The following is a 15,803-nucleotide window of genomic DNA, read 5'->3' as shown; positions in this document are numbered from 1 at the left end:
GTTCCTTCATGCCGCATCGGGTTGCGCGAGCGGGCCCCACGGCAGCGAATAGGTCTTCAGGTTCGTGAAGTTCTTGATCGCCTCCTGCATGCCTTCCTTGCTGCCGAGCCCTGAATCCTTGACGCCGCCAAACGGCGTGCTTTCCATCCGGAAGCCCGGCACCTCCCACACGTTGACGGTGCCGACATCGAGATGGGCGATCAAGTGCATGATGTAGTCGAACCGGTTCGTGCACACGCCCGATGACAATCCGTATCGCGTGCCGTTCGCGATCGCGATTGCTTCGTCGACGCCAGAGAACGTGATCACGGGCGACACGGGGCCGAACGTCTCCTCTTGGACGAGCCGCAGCGCCGGATCGACGCGGTCGAGCACGGTCGGCGCATAGGCGGCGCCGTCGCGGCGATGGCCGAACAACACGCGTGCGCCGGCGTCTGCCGCCTCGTCGACGCGTCGCGCGCATTCGGTCGCGGCCGCATCGTCGATCAGCGTGCCGATGTCGACGTGCTCGTCCATCGGATCGCCGGTTTTCCAGCTTCGGCTGTGTTCGACGAGCAGTTCGATGAACTTGCCCGCGACGGATCGCTCGACAAGGATGCGCTTGACCGCGGTGCAGCGCTGACCGGAATTCTTGTAGGAGCCCCTGGCGGCGAGTCGCGCGGCGCGGTCGAGGTCGGCGTCCTCCATCACGATCAGCGGATCGTTGCCGCCGAGCTCGAGGATCGCGCGCCGATAGCCGGCCATCTCGGCGATCCGCTTGCCGACCGCGACGCTGCCGGTGAACGCGACGAGTTCGACATGCTCGTTGCGAACGAGCTCGGAGCCGACCACGTCCGGCTCGCCGATCACGACGTCGAACATCGGTTCCGGCAATCCGGCTTCGCGAAACAGATCGAGCAGGTACAGCGCCGACAGCGGCGTCTTGTCCGACGGCTTCAGCACGACGCGGTTGTTCGACGCGATCGCCGGACAGATCTTGTGCGCGACCTGGTTCATCGGGTGGTTGAACGGCGTGATCGCGGCGACGACGCCGCGCAGCGGCTCGCGAACGGTGAAGATCTTGCGCTTGTCGGCGCTCGACGTGTTGTCGCACGAGAATGTCTGGCTGTCGTCTCGGTTCAGCTCGACGATCGCCGCGCGCAGCACGTTGATCACGCGGTCGATCTCGTACATCGTGTCCTTGCGGCACAGGCCCGATTCGAGCGTGACGAGGATCGACGCGTCGCGCTTTTCGGCCGCGAGCAACGCGATTGCCTTTTCGAACACGGCGATGCGGTCGTGGCGGCTGAGCGTGCTCCTGAAACGCGCGGCGGCCTGCAGTTTGCGCCGCGCGTCGTCGCCGTCGTTAAGCGGCAGTTCGGCGATCGTTTCGCGATTGTACGGATTGCTGACGATGAGCGTCGTGCCGGACGACGTTTTGCCACGGGCGCCGAGCGCGCGCGCGACGCGGTCGAAAGCGGCGGTGCGATGAGCGGTCAATTGGGCCTCGCAATCGTTCGTGTCGGATGTGCGGGTGCTACAGCGGCCGCGCGGGATCGGCCTCGATTTGCGTGCGCCACATCAGGCGCCGCGCATGCTCGTCGAACGCATCGCGCCGATGCATCGTGCAGCGGTTGTCCCAGATCATGATGTCGCCGACTTCCCATCGCTGCGTCCAGGTGATGCCGTCGAGCCGCGTGTAGCGCCACAGTTCGTCGAGGAGCGCTTCCGATTCGTCGACGGGCAGGCCCACGACGTACGCGTTCAATCGGCGCCCGAGATACAGATACGGCCGCTGCGTGACCGGATGGACGCGCACGATCGGATGGACCGAGCCGGGGCAGGCGGTCACGTCGACGACGGAGTCGAACCCATAGCGCAGCTCGCCGACCGCGGTGTAGCTGCGATCGTGCTTGATCGACAGGCCGGCGACCCGCTTGCGCAGCGACGCGGGCAGCGCGTCGTGGACGCTGTACATGTTCATGAACTCGGTGTTGCCGCCATGCGCGGGAACCTCGATCGCATACAGGATGCTCGCGATGGGCGGCACGTCGGTGTAGCACATGTCGGTGTGCCAGTACGCTTCCTTCGAGCCGAGATGCCCGATCGACACGCCGTTCTCCAAGATGTTCGACACGATCATCAGCTCGGGCAGATCGTCGCGCGACGTCAGCTTCTGCTCTTGGTTCAGCGCGCGTTCGGGCTTGCCGAAGATCCGGCTGAACTCGACGAACTCCGCCATGCCGAGCCGCTGCTGGCGAAGCCGGCAGATGCCGCCCGCATGCCACGCGTCGATCAGCGTCCGAACGGCGTCGGAATCGTTAGGGAATGGCGTGTCGAAGCCGTACACCTCACTGCCGAGCGCACTGGACAGCGTCCTGTACGCCACTTTCCTGCGCGTGGTCGTTTCGATCATGTGTTGCTCCGTTGTGGGATAGGAACGCCATGAAACCGCGCTTGTTCTCGGCGGGCGACGTGCGCGGCCTGCCGAGATCGCTTCGATAGCCTGGCTGGCACGTCACTTCGATGAACGCGCTGCCGTCCAGGAGGCTTGCGTGATGAAGCGCGCTCTCCAGCTCGATCGGCGTCGCGACGGTCCGGGCGAACGCGTAGCCGCACGATGCCGCGATGTGCGAAAGCCGCAACTGCGCGGCGAGCGTGCGCTGTCCGCCGACGGAATCGTGGACGCCGTTGTTGATGACGACGTGCACGAGGTTCGGCGCGCTCGCGCAGTATGCGAGGCCGCCCATATGCATCAGCAGCGCGCCGTCTCCGTCGATGCAGATCACCTGTTGTCGTGGGCGGGCGAGCGCGATGCCGACCGCGATCTGCGACGCGTGGCCCATGCCGCCGACCGTCAGGAAATCGCGCGCGTGCGACTGGCCGAGCCGTTCGCGCAGCTCATAGAGCTCGCGCGACGCGACGCCCGTCGTCGACACGATCGCCGTCGCGTCGCCCGCATGCTCGACGATCAGCTCGATCGCGCGTTCGCGCGTCATTTTGCCGAGCTGCGCGTGTGCGACGTTCGTCCGGTGGGCGGGCGCATCGTCGAACGTATCCTTGCGCGCGACGAGTGCGACGGGCTGCGACGTGCGCCGCGCGTCATCGATCAGCCGCGCGATCGCCGCGTCATCGTCGTACGCGCGGTTCAACACGAGATGACGGATCGACAGTGCGTCGAGCAGCGGCAGCGTGATGCGGCCCTGCGTCGCGTGCTGCGGCTCGTCGTGCGCTTGCGAGCCGTCCGCCGCGATTTCCGCGCGCCAGCCGACGATCAGCACGAGCGGAATGCCGTACACCGCGCGATCCGCGAGCGACACGAGCGGATTGATCGCATTGCCGATGCCGGAGTTCTGCATGTAGACGGCCGGCATGCGGCCCGTCGCGAGATGGTGGCCGATCGCGATGCCGATCGCGGCCCCCTCGCTGCTCGCGACGATGTGACGAAGCGGACAATCCGGATCGTTCAGGCGACCGCAGAACGATTTCAATAAGGAATCCGGAACGCCGGCCGCGAGGTCGACGCCGGCATCGGTCAGTATGCCGATCAGGTCTTCCGATTTCATGGTCAGGCGGTTCCCGGAATGAGCTTCAGGATTTCATTGACAGGCAGGCAGCGCTCCTCGATTTCGAGCGTGCGGCCGTGCGCGAGGATGCCTTCCGCGACCGCCAGCATCGCCGGATAAGCGGCGCGCAACAGATGATTCGCGTAGATGACGACGCTGAAGTGCCGCGCGAGCTCGCCGAACGAGATCGCATTGAAGCTCGTCGGAACGCAGACGAGATACGCGTCGTGGCCGAGCGCGCGAAACCGCTGCGCGAATTCGACGACTTCGTCCGCGTCCTTCTTCCGGCTGTGGATCATGATGCCGTCGGCGCCGGCTTCGCAGTAGGCGGCCGCGCGTTCGAGCGCGTCCGGCATGCCCTTGTCGAGAATCAGGCTTTCGACGCGGGCGATGATCTGAAAATCGTCGGTGATCTGCGCCGCTTTGCCGACGCGAATCTTTTCGCAGAAGTCGTCGATCGATTCCTGGTGTTGAATCACGTCGTTGCCGAGCAGCGAATTTTTCTTCAACCCCGTTTTGTCTTCGATAATCACCGCCGACACGCCGGATCGTTCCAGAGACTGGACATTCAGCGCGAAGTGTTCGGGCTTGCCGCCCGTGTCGCCGTCGATGATGAGCGGCTTGGTCGTGACATCGAAAATGTGCTGGACGTTCGGCAGCCGGCTCGCGATGTCCAGGATCTCGATGTCGGGCCGGCCACGCAGCGTCGAGTCGGTCAGCGAGCTCGACCAGAAGCCGTCGAACTCGGATTGCGTGGCACCGTCCGCCACGTAAACCTTCTCGCTGATCATTGCGGAAATCGGACTGTGGCTTTCGATGAAGCGCAGCGCGCGGCCGGCCGCCAGTTTGTCCCGAAATGATCGACGTCTTTGTTCGTTGGTAATCGGCGCGCTTATTAATTCTCTTATCGGCACGATTTGCTCCTTGTAAATGAAGCAATTTAATAATTTAAGTTCGGGGTCATTGTTATTGTTTATGAAGATTGGATGACAATGTCAAACCGGCTTCCGTGAAATAAAGTCACGCGTGCGTGCCGCGAATGTACGGATCGACGGAGACGGCAACAAGCGGCGCGTTCATTCCGTTTTCGGCATCGGCGGCATGGGGCTCGGCGCGCACAGGCGTTTTCCAGGTGTGCCGGGATGGCGCGGGGCGAATGGATCGAAAGGCGGCGCGGCACGGCGAGCGCGAGGTGCCGAGGTTGTCCAATGGCGCAGGTTCCGGTGGCATGCGCGGCGACTGCGGGCGGCGGCCGCGGCGCGACACGAATCGAGCAAGGTGGGTACGTGCGTCGTTCGATGCGCCGGAAGGCTCAAAGGCTCAAAGGCTCAAAGGCGAGAAGGCGAGAAGGCGAGAAGGCGAGAAGTACGGCAAGCCGGCGAAGCGCGACGACCCGGCCAGGCGGTGATGCGAGCGGCCGAGACGCCGCTGAACTGAAGCGACGAGTGCTGCGCCGGCGAAGCGGACGGCACGCGGGCACACAAAGTGAATCGAATCGGGCCCCGCGCGTGCTCGCACGGTGCCCGTCCGCCGTCGCGTCAGGGCGCTGCCTTCCCCGTTCCCCAGTTGCCGCCGTGCGCGGCGGCCTGCGCCGCTGGCGAGCGCGCGAGATATGCGAGCGCGACCTCGGTGGAGCCTTCGCCGTGCGGCGTGTAGCTCGGCCGGTAATAGCGCAGCGCCGCGCCGATCGTCTTCCAGAACGACGGCAGATGGCCGCGGCGCGACCCGCGCCACCACGACAGCACGAAGCCCGGATAGCGGCCGGTGCTCGGATCGCGCTCGTACATGTACTTCGCGCCCGACGTGATGAAGTAGAGCAGCACCAGGATCACGAACGTCATGTGGACCGCGCGCTCGACATAGTGGCCGCCGAGATGCTGGTAAATGTCGAACGCCACGGCCCGGTGCTCGACTTCCTCCGCACCGTGCCAGCGCAGCAGATCGACGACCGTCGGATCGGCGCGGCCGTCGTCGAGCCCACGCGCGTTCAGCACCCAGTTGCCGAGATAGCCGAAGAAGTGCTCGAGCGATGCGATCACCGCGAGCTGCTGGCGCAGCCAGAAGCGCGTGTGGCCGATCTTCAGGCCGAGCGGGCGTTCGCCCAGTACCTTCGTGAAGAGCCAGTTGATCCGCTGCGTGAACGGTTTGGTGTCGATCCCATGCCGCTCGTAGTAGTGCTTGAGCACGCTGCCGTGCGAGCGCGAATGCACGGCTTCCTGACGCAGGAAGCCGTCGGCGTCCGCGTGCAGCGCCGGATCGGTGATGAGGGGCAGCGCCTTGTTGTACACGCGGCAGAACCACAGCTCGCCTTCCGGGAACAGCAGGTTCAGCGTGTTGATGATGTGCGTGCTTTCGGGATCGCCTTCGATCCACTGGATCGGTGTCTTGGCGAAATCGAATTTGACGTGGCGCGCCTTGATCAGGTAGTGATTTTCAGGGGCATTCATCGATGTCTCCTCCAACGGTCGGGGCGGCTTCGCCGCTCAATGCGACGCCATGCTGATGCGGGCGATCATCCGGCCGAGCCACGGCGTGAAGCGCCCGACGAAACGCATCGCGTGCGCCTCCGCGCCGATCGCGACGACCGCCTTGTTCTGCAGCACGCCGTCGACCATCGCCTTCGCGACCGTCTCCGGCTTCAGGCCGCGCATCTGATAAAGCTTCGTCGCGCGCTTGCGCAGCCGCGCTTCGTCCTGCGCGCTCTTCGCGCCCGCGTACTGGGTCGACGCCATGATGCCGGTCTCGGCGAAGCCGGGGCACACGGCCGTCACGCCGATGCCGTGATCCGCGAGCTCGGCGCGCATGCATTCGCTGAGCATCAGCACCGCGGCCTTCGTCGTTGCGTAGGCGGGCAGGTCGCGCGACGGGCCGAACGCGGCCGCCGACGCCGTGTTGAGGATGTGGCCGCCCGCGCCGCGCGCGGCCATCTGCTTCGCGAACAGGCGCGAGCCGTGGATCACGCCCCACAGGTTCACGCGCAGGATGCGCTCCCAGTGCGCGGCCGACGTGTCGAGAATGCCGCCCGCCATGCCGATGCCCGCGTTGTTGACGACGATGTCCGCGCCGCCCAGCTCGTCGCCGACCCAATTCGCGAGCGCTTCCATGTCGTCGGCCGAGCCGACATCGACGCGCCGCACGTGCGCCTCGACGCCGAGCAGGCGCACGAGGAGCGCGGTGCGCTCGGCCGCCTGCTCGTCGATGTCGACGGCGACGATCGACGCGCCTTGCTTCGCGAATTCGACGGCCGCGCAGCGGCCGATGCCGCTGCCCGCGCCCGTGATCACGACGCGTTTGCCGACGAACGGCCCGGTGCCGCTCGCGCGGCGCGCAAGCGCGAGCGCGGGCGGCTCCGCGCCCGTCTCGACCGCTTCGATCAGCTCCTGCGCGAGCGCGGCGAAGCGTTCGGGTTCGGACATCGGCAGCCAGTGCCGCTCGGCCACTTCGCGGCGGTAATAGGCCGGCACCCAGCGCGCGATGTCGGCCGACAGCGCGGGGCTCACGAACTTGTCGCGCAGCGGCACGACGACCTGCACGGGCGCGTGCGCGTAGCGCTCGCGCGGCGCGAACACGCGGCGGATGAAGTTCGCGCGATAGAGGCGCACGCCGTTCACGCCGTCCTCGGTCTGCGTCGGGCGCGGGCCGACGTCGGTGCGCTCGAGCCGGCGCATCAGCGAAGGCCACGCGCGGCCGAGCCACAGACGCCAATTGAGCTCGGGGATGAACGGCAGATGGAACAGATACACGTACCACGAGCGCACGAGCTGGCCGCCGAGACGCTTGATCGACGCGGGCGACGGACGCGCGAGCTGCTGGCGCAGCCAGTAGCCGACGTGGTCGAGATTCGGCCCGGAGCACGACGTGTACGACAGGATGCGCCCCGCGAGCCGCGGCTCGGTGACGAACTCCCAGCCCTGAATCGAGCCCCAGTCGTGGCCGATCACGTGGACCGCGCGCTTCGGCGCGAGCGCGTCGATCACCGCGACGAAATCGTCGACGAGCCGCTCGAGCCGGTAGTCGGCCGTGCGCGCGGGTTTCGTCGACAGGCCCGCGCCGCGCACGTCGTACGCGATCACGTAGTAAGACTTCGCAAGCAGCGGCGCGACGCGGTGCCAGACGCTGCTGCTGTCGGGGTAGCCGTGCACGAGCACGACGGCGGGACGCGACGCGTCGCCCCAGGTCTTCGCGGCGAGCGTGACGTCGCCGGCCGGAACGGCGGTTTCGGCGTGAACCGATTCGAACAGCGCGAGCGGCGCTTCGTCGGAAAGAGGCTGCATCGTGATGTCTTGTCTTGTTGTCGGAAAGGAGGGCGCGCGGCGAATCCGGTCACGCGGCCTGTTCTTGCGCAAGCTGCTTGCTCGCCTCGCGCGCGTGCCAGCGGCGCACGTGCGGCAGGTCGTCATCGAGCCAGTACGCGTCGTCGTCGGTGATGACGAGCAACTCCTCGAATTTCGCGCCGACGCCGGCGAAGCCGAGATGCGGCTCGACCGCCCAGAGGCCGGGCGTCGGCGCGTGATCGGAGCGCGCGTCGATCGACCACAGCGGCGACCAGCCCTGTTCCTTGCCCGCGCGCGTTTGCTCGAGCAGCAGGTTGCGCGTCGAGTTGAGGCCGAAGCGCGCGACGAAACGCGGCTTCGACAGCTTGTGCAGCTTCGCGACGCGATGCGCGAGCACCTTGAACGGATACGCCTTGTGGCGCGGCTCGACGCCCTGGCGGCGGCACAGCGCGTCGACTTCCTGCGCGACTTCGGCGAGCGTGCGGCGCTCCTTGACGAGCTTCACGATCATCTCGCGGTGCGCGATCAGGTCGTCCTGCAGTTGCTCGAGGACCGGGTTGTGGCCGAGACAGGTTGCGTAGCCGACGTCGGCGACGATTCCGTCGACGACGGGCGCGACGTCGAGGATCACCGGCATGTCGGGCTCGAGCGTGCGGTTGCTCGGGAAGAATGCGAGGTTGAAGCCGCCCAGGTGCTTCAGTCCCGAGAAGCCCTCGAACGCGGTGCGATCGCCGAACCACGCGAACGGCTTGTGCAGCCAGTCGTGCACGCCGTGGTCCTGCGCCCATTCGATCATCAGCTTCGCAGCCTGCTTCTCGGTGATGCCGGGGTACAGCATGTCGCCGACCGTCTCGACGCAGCGGTACGCGAGCTGCTGGACGGAGCGGAACTGGTCCAGCTCTTCGATATGGATTTCCGGCAGCGGATGCTCGGCCATGGCGTCGTCTCCCTTTCTTCGTCGTTCTGAACGGCGATGCCGGCCGCGGATGCGTGCCGTCATTGCGCTGCGTCAGCAAATGTGACATTGATCAATGTAAGCATCTTATAGCAACTGACCGCGCGCGAGCGTGCGTTTGTGATGAGTACTTCTCCTAATTCGTCGGCGAAAAGCGCGGCGGCGCGGCGTGGGCCGCTACGGGGTGAAATGGGCGTCGAAACGGAAGTTGAAATGGGGAGCGATCTGCCGGACGAACGGCCGGCGAGTGAGCGGTCGGGCCGGCGGGCGGCCGAATCATCGAATCATCGAGCCGGCGGATCGGACGATCGGCGGATGGCGGATGGGCAGACGGCAGACAGCGGACAGCGGACAGCGGACAGCGGACGGCGGACGGCGCGGCCGACGGCGGACGCCAGGCGGCGAACGGCGGGCCGCGACGGGGCAGCCCGCGACGGGCACAACGGATTACCGCGGTGCGCCGCCGAAGCGTTCAAGCACCGAACTGAGCAGGTCGATCGGCAACGGAAAGACGATCGTCGAGTTCTTGTCGGCGGCGATCGTCGTGAGCGTCTGCAGATAACGCAGCTGCATCGCCTGCGGCTGCAGCGCGAGCCGCTGCGCGGCCTTCAGCAACTGCTCGGACGCCTGCAGCTCGCCTTCCGCGTGGATCACCTTCGCGCGCCGCTCGCGCTCGGCCTCGGCCTGCCGCGCGATCGCGCGGATCATCGTCTCGTTCAGGTCGACGTGCTTGATCTCCACCACCGATACCTTGATCCCCCACGCGTCCGTCTGCGCGTCGAGCGTCTTCTGGATGTCGGCGTTCAATTGCTCGCGCTCGGCGAGGAGCGCGTCGAGCTCGTGCTTGCCGAGCACGGAGCGCAGCGTCGTCTGCGCGAGCTGGCTCGTCGCGTCGAAGTAGCGCTGAACCTGGATCACCGCCTTTTCCGGATCGACGACGCGGAAATACACGACAGCGCTCACCTTCACCGACACGTTGTCGCGCGTGATCACGTCTTGCGCGGGCACGTCGAACACGACGGTGCGCAGGTCGATCCGCACCACTTGCTGGACGACCGGGATGATCAGCACGAGGCCCGGCCCCTTGACCTTCCAGAAGCGCCCGAGCAGGAACACGACGCCGCGCTCGTATTCCCGGAAGATGCGGATCGCCGACGCGATCACGAACAGCGCGAATACGAACAGCAGGCTGCTGAAGCCGAACGTGAAGCCCATCATGATTGTTCTCCTTGTGGTGGGGCGGTGTTGTCGTACAGCGGGGCGACGGTCAGCGTGAGGCCGTTGCGGCCCGTCACGCGCACGCGGCGGCCGGCCGCGATCGGCGTCGCGCTCGCGACGCGCCAGCGCTCGCCGTGCACGCGCGCCCAGCCGGCCGCGGACGGCGCGAGCGGTGCGGCCGGATCGGCGCTCGGGCCGATTTCGGGCGGCTGATCGGGGACGAGCCCGTCGTCGAGCACTTCGCCGACGCTGCCGACGATCGCCTCCGCGCCCGTGACGACGGGCCGCCGCCGCGCGCGCAGCGCGAAGCCCGACACGCCGAACACGAGGATCGCGCCCGAGGCCGCCAGCGAGACGATCACGGGCCACGGCACGCCGTAGCCGGGCACGTCGGTGTCGATCAGCATCAGCGCGCCGATCGCGAACGCGACGATGCCGCCGACGCCGAGCGCGCCGAAAGTCGGCAGGAATGCCTCGGCGATCAGGAACGCGATGCCGAGCATCACGAGCGCGAGGCCCGCGTAGTTGATCGGCAGCAATTGCAGCGCGAACAGGCCGACCAGCAGGCTGATCGCGCCCGCGACGCCCGGCAGCACGAAGCCCGGATTCGCGAATTCGAAGAAGATTCCGTACATCCCCAGCGTGACGAGCACGAGCGCGACGCTCGGATCGGCGATCGTCGCGAGCAGGCGGCTGCGCCAGTCGGGTTCGATCGTCTCGATCGGCGCCTGCGCGGTGTCGAGCCGGTGCGTGCCCGTCGCGGTGACGATCTTGCGGCCGTCGAGCTTCGCGGCGAGATCGGCCGGATCGTTCGCGATCAGGTCGACGACGTGCTGCGCGAGCGCGTCGTTCGCGGGCAGGCTCACCGCTTCGCGCACCGCGCGCTCCGCCCATTCGACGTTGCGGCCTCGCAGTTGCGCGAGGCTGCGGATGTATGCGGCCGCGTCGTGCAGCGCCTTGCGGGATTCGGTCGACTCGGCGTCGGTCGCGGCCGCGCCGGATGCGGCGCCGGGCTCGCGCCGCGCGGCGGGCGGCGCCGGGCCGCCGACGCCGAACTGCACGGGCGACGCCGCGCCGAGATTCGTGCCGGGCGCCATCGCCGCGATGTGGCTCGCATAGACGATGTAGGTGCCGGCGCTCGCCGCGCGCGCGCCGCCCGGCGCGACGAACGCGGCGACGGGCACGCCCGAGCCGACGATCGCCTTGATGATCTGCCGCATCGACGTGTCGAGGCCGCCCGGCGTGTCGAGCTGGAGGATCGCGAGCTGCGCGTGTTCGCGCGCGGCTCGCTCGAGGCCGCGGACGATGAAGTCGGCGCTCGCGGGCCCGATCGCGCCCGTGACCGGAATCACGACGACGGGCTCGCGCGTCGCGGCGGCGGCCGCGCAGGCGAGCAGCAGGCCGACCAGCACGGCCGCGCGCGCGAGCCGCGCGGGAAGCCTGCCGTGCCTGGGCGGCGGGCGCGGCGAAGGGTGGGGCGTTTGCATCGCGGTGTCGGCCGGCGGCGCGCGGCCGCATGGTGCGGCGCCGCAGCCGGGCCGTGAGAAGGGCGTGCGCCCGGTGTTTAAAGAGTAGGCGGTTTCCGGCGAAAGCGCGAAGCGGCGGCGCGCGCGGCGAGTGCGGCGTCGCGGTAGTCGGCGGGGCTCATTCCGCGCCACTTGCGGAACGCGCGGTAGAACGCGCTCGGCTCGGCGAAGCCCGCCGCCGCCGCGACGTCGGCGACGGTGCGGGCCGGATCGGCGAGCGCCTCGCACGCGAGATCGCGGCGCAGCGCGTCCTTGATCGACTGATACGAAAGGCCCTCCTGCTTCAGCTTGCGCCGCAGCGTCGCCTCGGCGACGTGCAGCCGCGCGGCGAGCGCGTGCGAGGTCGGCCACGCGGCGGGCGGCAGCCCGCGCAGCGTCGCGCGCACGCGCTCGCCGAACGCGTGCGGATTGCGATACTTCACGATGAAGCTCGCGGGCGCGTCGCGCAGGAACGGCTTCAGCGTCTTCGCCGTCTGCACGACGGGCAGCGCGGCGAACGCCGGATCGAAATCGACGTACGAATCGGACTGATCGAAGCGCATGTCGTCGCAGAACATCAGCTGATATTCGTGGACGGCGAGCGGCTCGCCGCACCGAAAGCTCGCGTGCAGCAGCGGAATGCGCCGCCCGATCAGCCAGCACGTGAGCCCGTAGACGATGATGAAATAGGTTGCGTACGCGAACATCGCCGGCGCGTTCGCGTTGTTGCGATGCACGAAACGCAGCCGCACGCGCTCGGCGTTCGCGTCGATCTCGGCGTGCAGATCGTCGAGCACGCAGTGCATGAAGTTGACCGCGCGCGCGAGCGCGCGCAGCCCGTTGTGCGCGGAGAGCGCCGCCTGGCTCATCGCGATGAAGCTGCCGCAGCGCATCGGATGCGAATCCTGGCCGAAGAACTCGTCGTCGAGCGCGCGCGCGATCGCGTTCCACAGCGCGCCGTATTGCCGCGCGGACACGCGCGCGTTCGGCTGCGCGAGCAGCGCGGCGGCAATGCCCGCCTGCGCGAGGAGCGGCGCGTCGTCGACGCCGCGCCGGCGCGACAGCGCGAGGCTCGACTCGACGAGCGCGATCGAAACGGTGCCTTTCTTCTCTTCGTGCTTCATCGCAGGGCGTGCCGTGGCGCGGTATGGCAAAAACGATCAGTGTAATTGAGCGAAGCGAGCATCGAACAGAATCCGCGCGTTGCCTACACTTGACTTATCGAGACAAAACGAACGAGGCGCGCCGCGCGACGACGCGGCTGGCCGCCCGGGAGACACACAGCAATGGACGATCTCTACACCGAAGATCAACGGATGATCCTCGACGCCGCGCGCGCCTTCTCCGCCGAGGCGCTCGCGCCGAACGCCGCGCAGTGGGACCGCGAATCGCATTTGCCCGACGAGGTCGTCGCGCAGATGGGCGAGCTCGGCTTTCTCGGCATGATCGTGCCCGCCGACTGGGGCGGATCGTACACCGACTACGTCGCCTATGCGCTCGCGCTCGAAGAGATCGCGGCCGGCTGCGCGTCGTGTGCGACGCTCGTGAGCGTGCACAACTCGGTCGGCTGCGGGCCGGTGCTGAATTACGGCACGCAGGAGCAGAAAGAGCGCTGGCTGCGCGATCTCGCGACCGGCAAGACGATCGGCGCGTTCAGCCTCACCGAGCCGCACGCGGGTTCCGAGGCGCACAACCTGCGCACGCGCGCGGAGCTGCGCGACGGCAAGTGGATACTGAACGGCAGCAAGCAGTTCGTCACGAACGGCGCGCGCGCGGGCCTCACGATCGTTTTTGCCATGACCGATCCGGGCGAAGGCAAGCGCGGGCTGTCCGCATTCGTCGTGCCGGCCGACACGCCGGGCTTCATCGTCGGCAAGCCCGAGAAGAAGATGGGCATCCGCGCGTCGGACACCTGCGCGATCACGCTCGAGAACTGCGCAATTCCGCAGGAGAATCTGCTCGGCAAGCGCGGCGAGGGGCTGAAGATCGCGCTGTCGAATCTCGAGGGCGGGCGCATCGGCATCGCCGCGCAGGCGATCGGCATCGCGCGCGCCGCGTTCGATCGCGCGCGCCGCTATGCGCGCGAGCGGGTCCAGTTCGGCAAGCCGATCGCCGAGCATCAGGCGATCGCCGAGAAGCTCGCGAACATGGCGACGCAGATCAACGCCGCGCGCCTTCTCACGCATCACGCGGCGCGGCTGCGCACGGCGGGCCTGCCGTGCCTGTCCGAAGCGTCGCAGGCGAAGCTCTTCGCGTCCGAGATGGCCGAGGCGGTGTGCTCGGACGCGATCCAGATCCACGGCGGCTACGGTTTCCTCGTCGACTACGAGGTCGAGCGCCATTACCGCGATGCGCGGATCACGCAGATCTACGAGGGGACCAGCGAAGTGCAAAGAATGGTGATCGCGCGGCAGCTCTGAGCGCCGCCGCGCGAATCACCGCGAAGAGGCACTCGCGCAACATGGATGGCTTTGCATGGGATCGGAGTAAGCGCCAAAGCGCCGACTCCGATCGACAGGAGACGACACGATGACGGCACAGGCGTTTCTCGACGCACGCGATTTCCTGCTGCGCCACCGCACCGACTACGAGAGCGCATATCGCGATTTCAAGTGGCCGGCGCTCGACGAATTCAACTGGGCGCTCGACTACTTCGACGCGATCGCGCGCGGCAACGACCGCCCGGCGCTGTGGATCGTCGACGCCGCGACGGGCGACGGCGCGCAGTACACGTTCGCGCAGATGTCGGAGCGCTCCGCGCGGATCGCGAACTGGCTGCGCGGCATCGGCGTTGCGCGCGGCGAGCGCATTCTTCTGATGTTGCCGAACCGCGTCGAGCTGTGGGACACGATGCTCGCGGCGATGAAGCTCGGCGCGGTGGTGCTGCCCGCGACGACGCAGCTGTCCGCCGACGACGTGCGCGAGCGCGTGCAGATCGGCGGCGCGCGCTATGCGATCGTCGACGAGAACGAAGCCGCGAAGTTCGAGCAGCCGGGGCTTGACGTGACGAAGATCGTCGCGGGCGCGCCGCGCGCGGGGTGGCTTCCGCTCGCCGACGGCTACGCGGCCCCCGCGGACTTCACGCCCGACGGGCGCACGCACGCGAGCGATCCGATGCTGCTGTATTTCACGTCGGGCACGACGTCGAAGCCGAAGCTCGTCGAGCACACGCACCGCACGTATCCGGTCGGCAGCCTGTCGACGATGTACTGGGTCGGCCTGCAGCCGGGCGACGTCCACTGGAACATCAGCTCGCCCGGCTGGGCGAAGCACGCGTGGAGCTGCTTCTACGCGCCGTGGAACGCGCAGGCGTGCGTGTTCGCGTTCAACTATGCGCGCTTCGAGCCGAAGGTCGTGCTCGATGCGCTCGTCAAATATCAGGTGACGACGATGTGCGCGCCGCCGACCGTCTGGCGGATGCTCGTCCAGCAGCCGCTCGCGACGTTCGCGGTGAAGCTGCGCGAGATCGTCGGCGCGGGCGAGCCGCTCAATCCGGAGATCATCGAGCGCGTGAAGAAGGCGTGGGGCGTGACGATTCGCGACGGCTACGGGCAGACCGAAACCACCTGCCTCATCGGCAACTCGCCGGGGCAGCCGGTCGTGCCGGGCGCGATGGGCCGGCCGATGCCGGGCTACGCGATCGCGCTGCTCGATCCGGACGGCGCCCCCGCGAGCGAAGGCGAGGTCGCGCTGCCGGTGGGCCCGGGCGTCGAGCGTCCGGTCGGCCTGATGAAGGGCTACGCGAACAATCCGGAGGCGACCGCGCACGCGATGCGCGACGGCCACTACCGCACGTCCGACATCGCGCTGCGCCGCGACGACGGCTACTTCGTCTACGTCGGCCGCGCGGACGACGTGTTCAAGTCGTCCGATTACCGGCTGAGCCCGTTCGAGCTCGAAAGCGTGCTGATCGAGCACGAGGCGATCGCCGAGGCGGCCGTCGTGCCGAGCCCGGACCCGGTGAGGCTGTCGGTGCCGAAGACGTTCATCACGCTGCGCGCGGGCTACGAGCCGAGCGAGGCGCTCGCGCGCGACATCTTCCGCTTCTCGCGCGAGCGGCTCGCGCCGTACAAGCGGATTCGGAGGTTGCAGTTCGCCGAGCTGCCGAAGACGATCTCCGGCAAGATCCGACGCGTCGAATTGCGCCGCCTCGAGCTGGAGCGCGGCGGCGACGCGTCGAGCCGGATGCCCGGCGAGTATTGGGAAGAGGATTTCGCGGCCGAGGGCAAGTGACGCCCGTCATGCCGCTTCGCATCAACCGGCCGGCGGCGCGCGCGACGCGCCGCCGGCCATAGCCAGGAGAATC

At 67.8% G+C, this 15,803-nt stretch carries 13 protein-coding genes; 2 read left to right on the top strand and 11 right to left on the bottom strand.

Annotated features, from left to right (window positions below; genetic code table 11):
- Positions 1 to 6 precede the first annotated feature (6 nt).
- The 11 genes from phnY to WS78_RS26915 all read right to left on the bottom strand — a co-directional run bounded on the left by phnY (position 7) and on the right by WS78_RS26915 (position 12,621).
- The gene (gene phnY, locus WS78_RS26960; RefSeq protein ID WP_059578865.1) at positions 7 to 1,479 is read right to left on the bottom strand and encodes a phosphonoacetaldehyde dehydrogenase; all 1,473 of its coding nucleotides are present in this window, start codon (positions 1,477 to 1,479) and stop codon (positions 7 to 9) included.
- Positions 1,480 to 1,516: 37 nt separating this feature from the next.
- Complete coding sequence (locus tag WS78_RS26955) at positions 1,517 to 2,395, bottom strand: TauD/TfdA dioxygenase family protein (RefSeq protein ID WP_081989974.1); 879 nt, start codon at positions 2,393 to 2,395, stop codon at positions 1,517 to 1,519.
- Positions 2,331 to 3,545, bottom strand: coding sequence for a phosphonopyruvate decarboxylase (gene aepY, locus WS78_RS26950; RefSeq protein WP_059578861.1), 1,215 nt, complete (start codon positions 3,543 to 3,545; stop codon positions 2,331 to 2,333). The genes WS78_RS26955 and aepY overlap by 65 nt, the downstream gene beginning before the upstream one ends.
- Positions 3,546 to 3,547: 2 nt before the next feature.
- Positions 3,548 to 4,459 (bottom strand): phosphoenolpyruvate mutase, encoded by a 912-nt coding sequence (gene aepX, locus WS78_RS26945; RefSeq protein WP_038752572.1) that lies wholly within the window; start codon positions 4,457 to 4,459, stop codon positions 3,548 to 3,550.
- A gap of 106 nt (positions 4,460 to 4,565) precedes the next feature.
- Positions 4,566 to 4,754, bottom strand: a complete 189-nt coding sequence (locus tag WS78_RS36395; protein WP_156432313.1) for a hypothetical protein — start codon at positions 4,752 to 4,754, stop codon at positions 4,566 to 4,568.
- Positions 4,755 to 5,083: 329 nt separating this feature from the next.
- Positions 5,084 to 5,992, bottom strand: coding sequence for a metal-dependent hydrolase (locus WS78_RS26940; protein WP_038752706.1), 909 nt, complete (start codon positions 5,990 to 5,992; stop codon positions 5,084 to 5,086).
- A gap of 36 nt (positions 5,993 to 6,028) precedes the next feature.
- Positions 6,029 to 7,819, bottom strand: a complete 1,791-nt coding sequence (locus tag WS78_RS26935) for an SDR family oxidoreductase (protein ID WP_038752569.1) — start codon at positions 7,817 to 7,819, stop codon at positions 6,029 to 6,031.
- Positions 7,820 to 7,868: 49 nt separating this feature from the next.
- Positions 7,869 to 8,756, bottom strand: a complete 888-nt coding sequence (locus tag WS78_RS26930) for a M24 family metallopeptidase (protein ID WP_038752566.1) — start codon at positions 8,754 to 8,756, stop codon at positions 7,869 to 7,871.
- 465 nt (positions 8,757 to 9,221) lie between these two features.
- Positions 9,222 to 9,992, bottom strand: coding sequence for a slipin family protein (locus tag WS78_RS26925; protein ID WP_038752564.1), 771 nt, complete (start codon positions 9,990 to 9,992; stop codon positions 9,222 to 9,224).
- Positions 9,989 to 11,479, bottom strand: coding sequence for an NfeD family protein (locus WS78_RS26920; protein ID WP_059578856.1), 1,491 nt, complete (start codon positions 11,477 to 11,479; stop codon positions 9,989 to 9,991). Before WS78_RS26920 ends, WS78_RS26925 begins: the two co-directional genes overlap by 4 nt.
- 77 nt (positions 11,480 to 11,556) lie before the next feature.
- A complete protein-coding gene (locus WS78_RS26915) occupies positions 11,557 to 12,621 on the bottom strand; it encodes an AraC family transcriptional regulator (protein WP_038752558.1) in 1,065 nt (354 codons plus the stop codon).
- A gap of 162 nt (positions 12,622 to 12,783) precedes the next feature.
- On the opposite strand from WS78_RS26915, the gene WS78_RS26910 reads away from it, so the two are divergent.
- Both WS78_RS26910 and WS78_RS26905 read left to right on the top strand, forming a co-directional pair.
- On the top strand, positions 12,784 to 13,917 hold the full coding sequence (locus WS78_RS26910; RefSeq protein ID WP_059578852.1) for an acyl-CoA dehydrogenase family protein: 1,134 nt from the start codon (positions 12,784 to 12,786) through the stop codon (positions 13,915 to 13,917).
- A 109-nt stretch (positions 13,918 to 14,026) separates the two neighbouring features.
- Entirely contained in the window at positions 14,027 to 15,730 is a 1,704-nt protein-coding gene (locus WS78_RS26905) for an AMP-binding protein (RefSeq protein ID WP_059578847.1), read from the top strand.
- Positions 15,731 to 15,803: the final 73 nt, after the last annotated feature.

It is taken from the genome of Burkholderia savannae, from assembly GCF_001524445.2.
Classification (GTDB): domain Bacteria; phylum Pseudomonadota; class Gammaproteobacteria; order Burkholderiales; family Burkholderiaceae; genus Burkholderia; species Burkholderia savannae.
The sequence above is the reverse complement of the archived record's forward strand: the minus strand, read 5'-3'. Positions and strand labels throughout refer to the sequence as shown.

What these genes read in the sequence shown, in the direction of transcription:
- WS78_RS26955 (WP_081989974.1), bottom strand. Translation starts at nt 2,395, where the DNA reads ATGATCGAAACGACCACGCGCAGGAAAGTGGCGTACAGGACGCTGTCC.
- aepY (WP_059578861.1), bottom strand. Translation starts at nt 3,545, where the DNA reads ATGAAATCGGAAGACCTGATCGGCATACTGACCGATGCCGGCGTCGAC.
- WS78_RS26940 (WP_038752706.1), bottom strand. Translation starts at nt 5,992, where the DNA reads ATGAATGCCCCTGAAAATCACTACCTGATCAAGGCGCGCCACGTCAAA.
- WS78_RS26935 (WP_038752569.1), bottom strand. Translation starts at nt 7,819, where the DNA reads ATGCAGCCTCTTTCCGACGAAGCGCCGCTCGCGCTGTTCGAATCGGTT.
- WS78_RS26930 (WP_038752566.1), bottom strand. Translation starts at nt 8,756, where the DNA reads ATGGCCGAGCATCCGCTGCCGGAAATCCATATCGAAGAGCTGGACCAG.
- WS78_RS26925 (WP_038752564.1), bottom strand. Translation starts at nt 9,992, where the DNA reads ATGATGGGCTTCACGTTCGGCTTCAGCAGCCTGCTGTTCGTATTCGCG.
- WS78_RS26920 (WP_059578856.1), bottom strand. Translation starts at nt 11,479, where the DNA reads ATGCAAACGCCCCACCCTTCGCCGCGCCCGCCGCCCAGGCACGGCAGG.
- WS78_RS26915 (WP_038752558.1), bottom strand. Translation starts at nt 12,621, where the DNA reads ATGAAGCACGAAGAGAAGAAAGGCACCGTTTCGATCGCGCTCGTCGAG.
- WS78_RS26910 (WP_059578852.1), top strand. Translation starts at nt 12,784, where the DNA reads ATGGACGATCTCTACACCGAAGATCAACGGATGATCCTCGACGCCGCG.
- WS78_RS26905 (WP_059578847.1), top strand. Translation starts at nt 14,027, where the DNA reads ATGACGGCACAGGCGTTTCTCGACGCACGCGATTTCCTGCTGCGCCAC.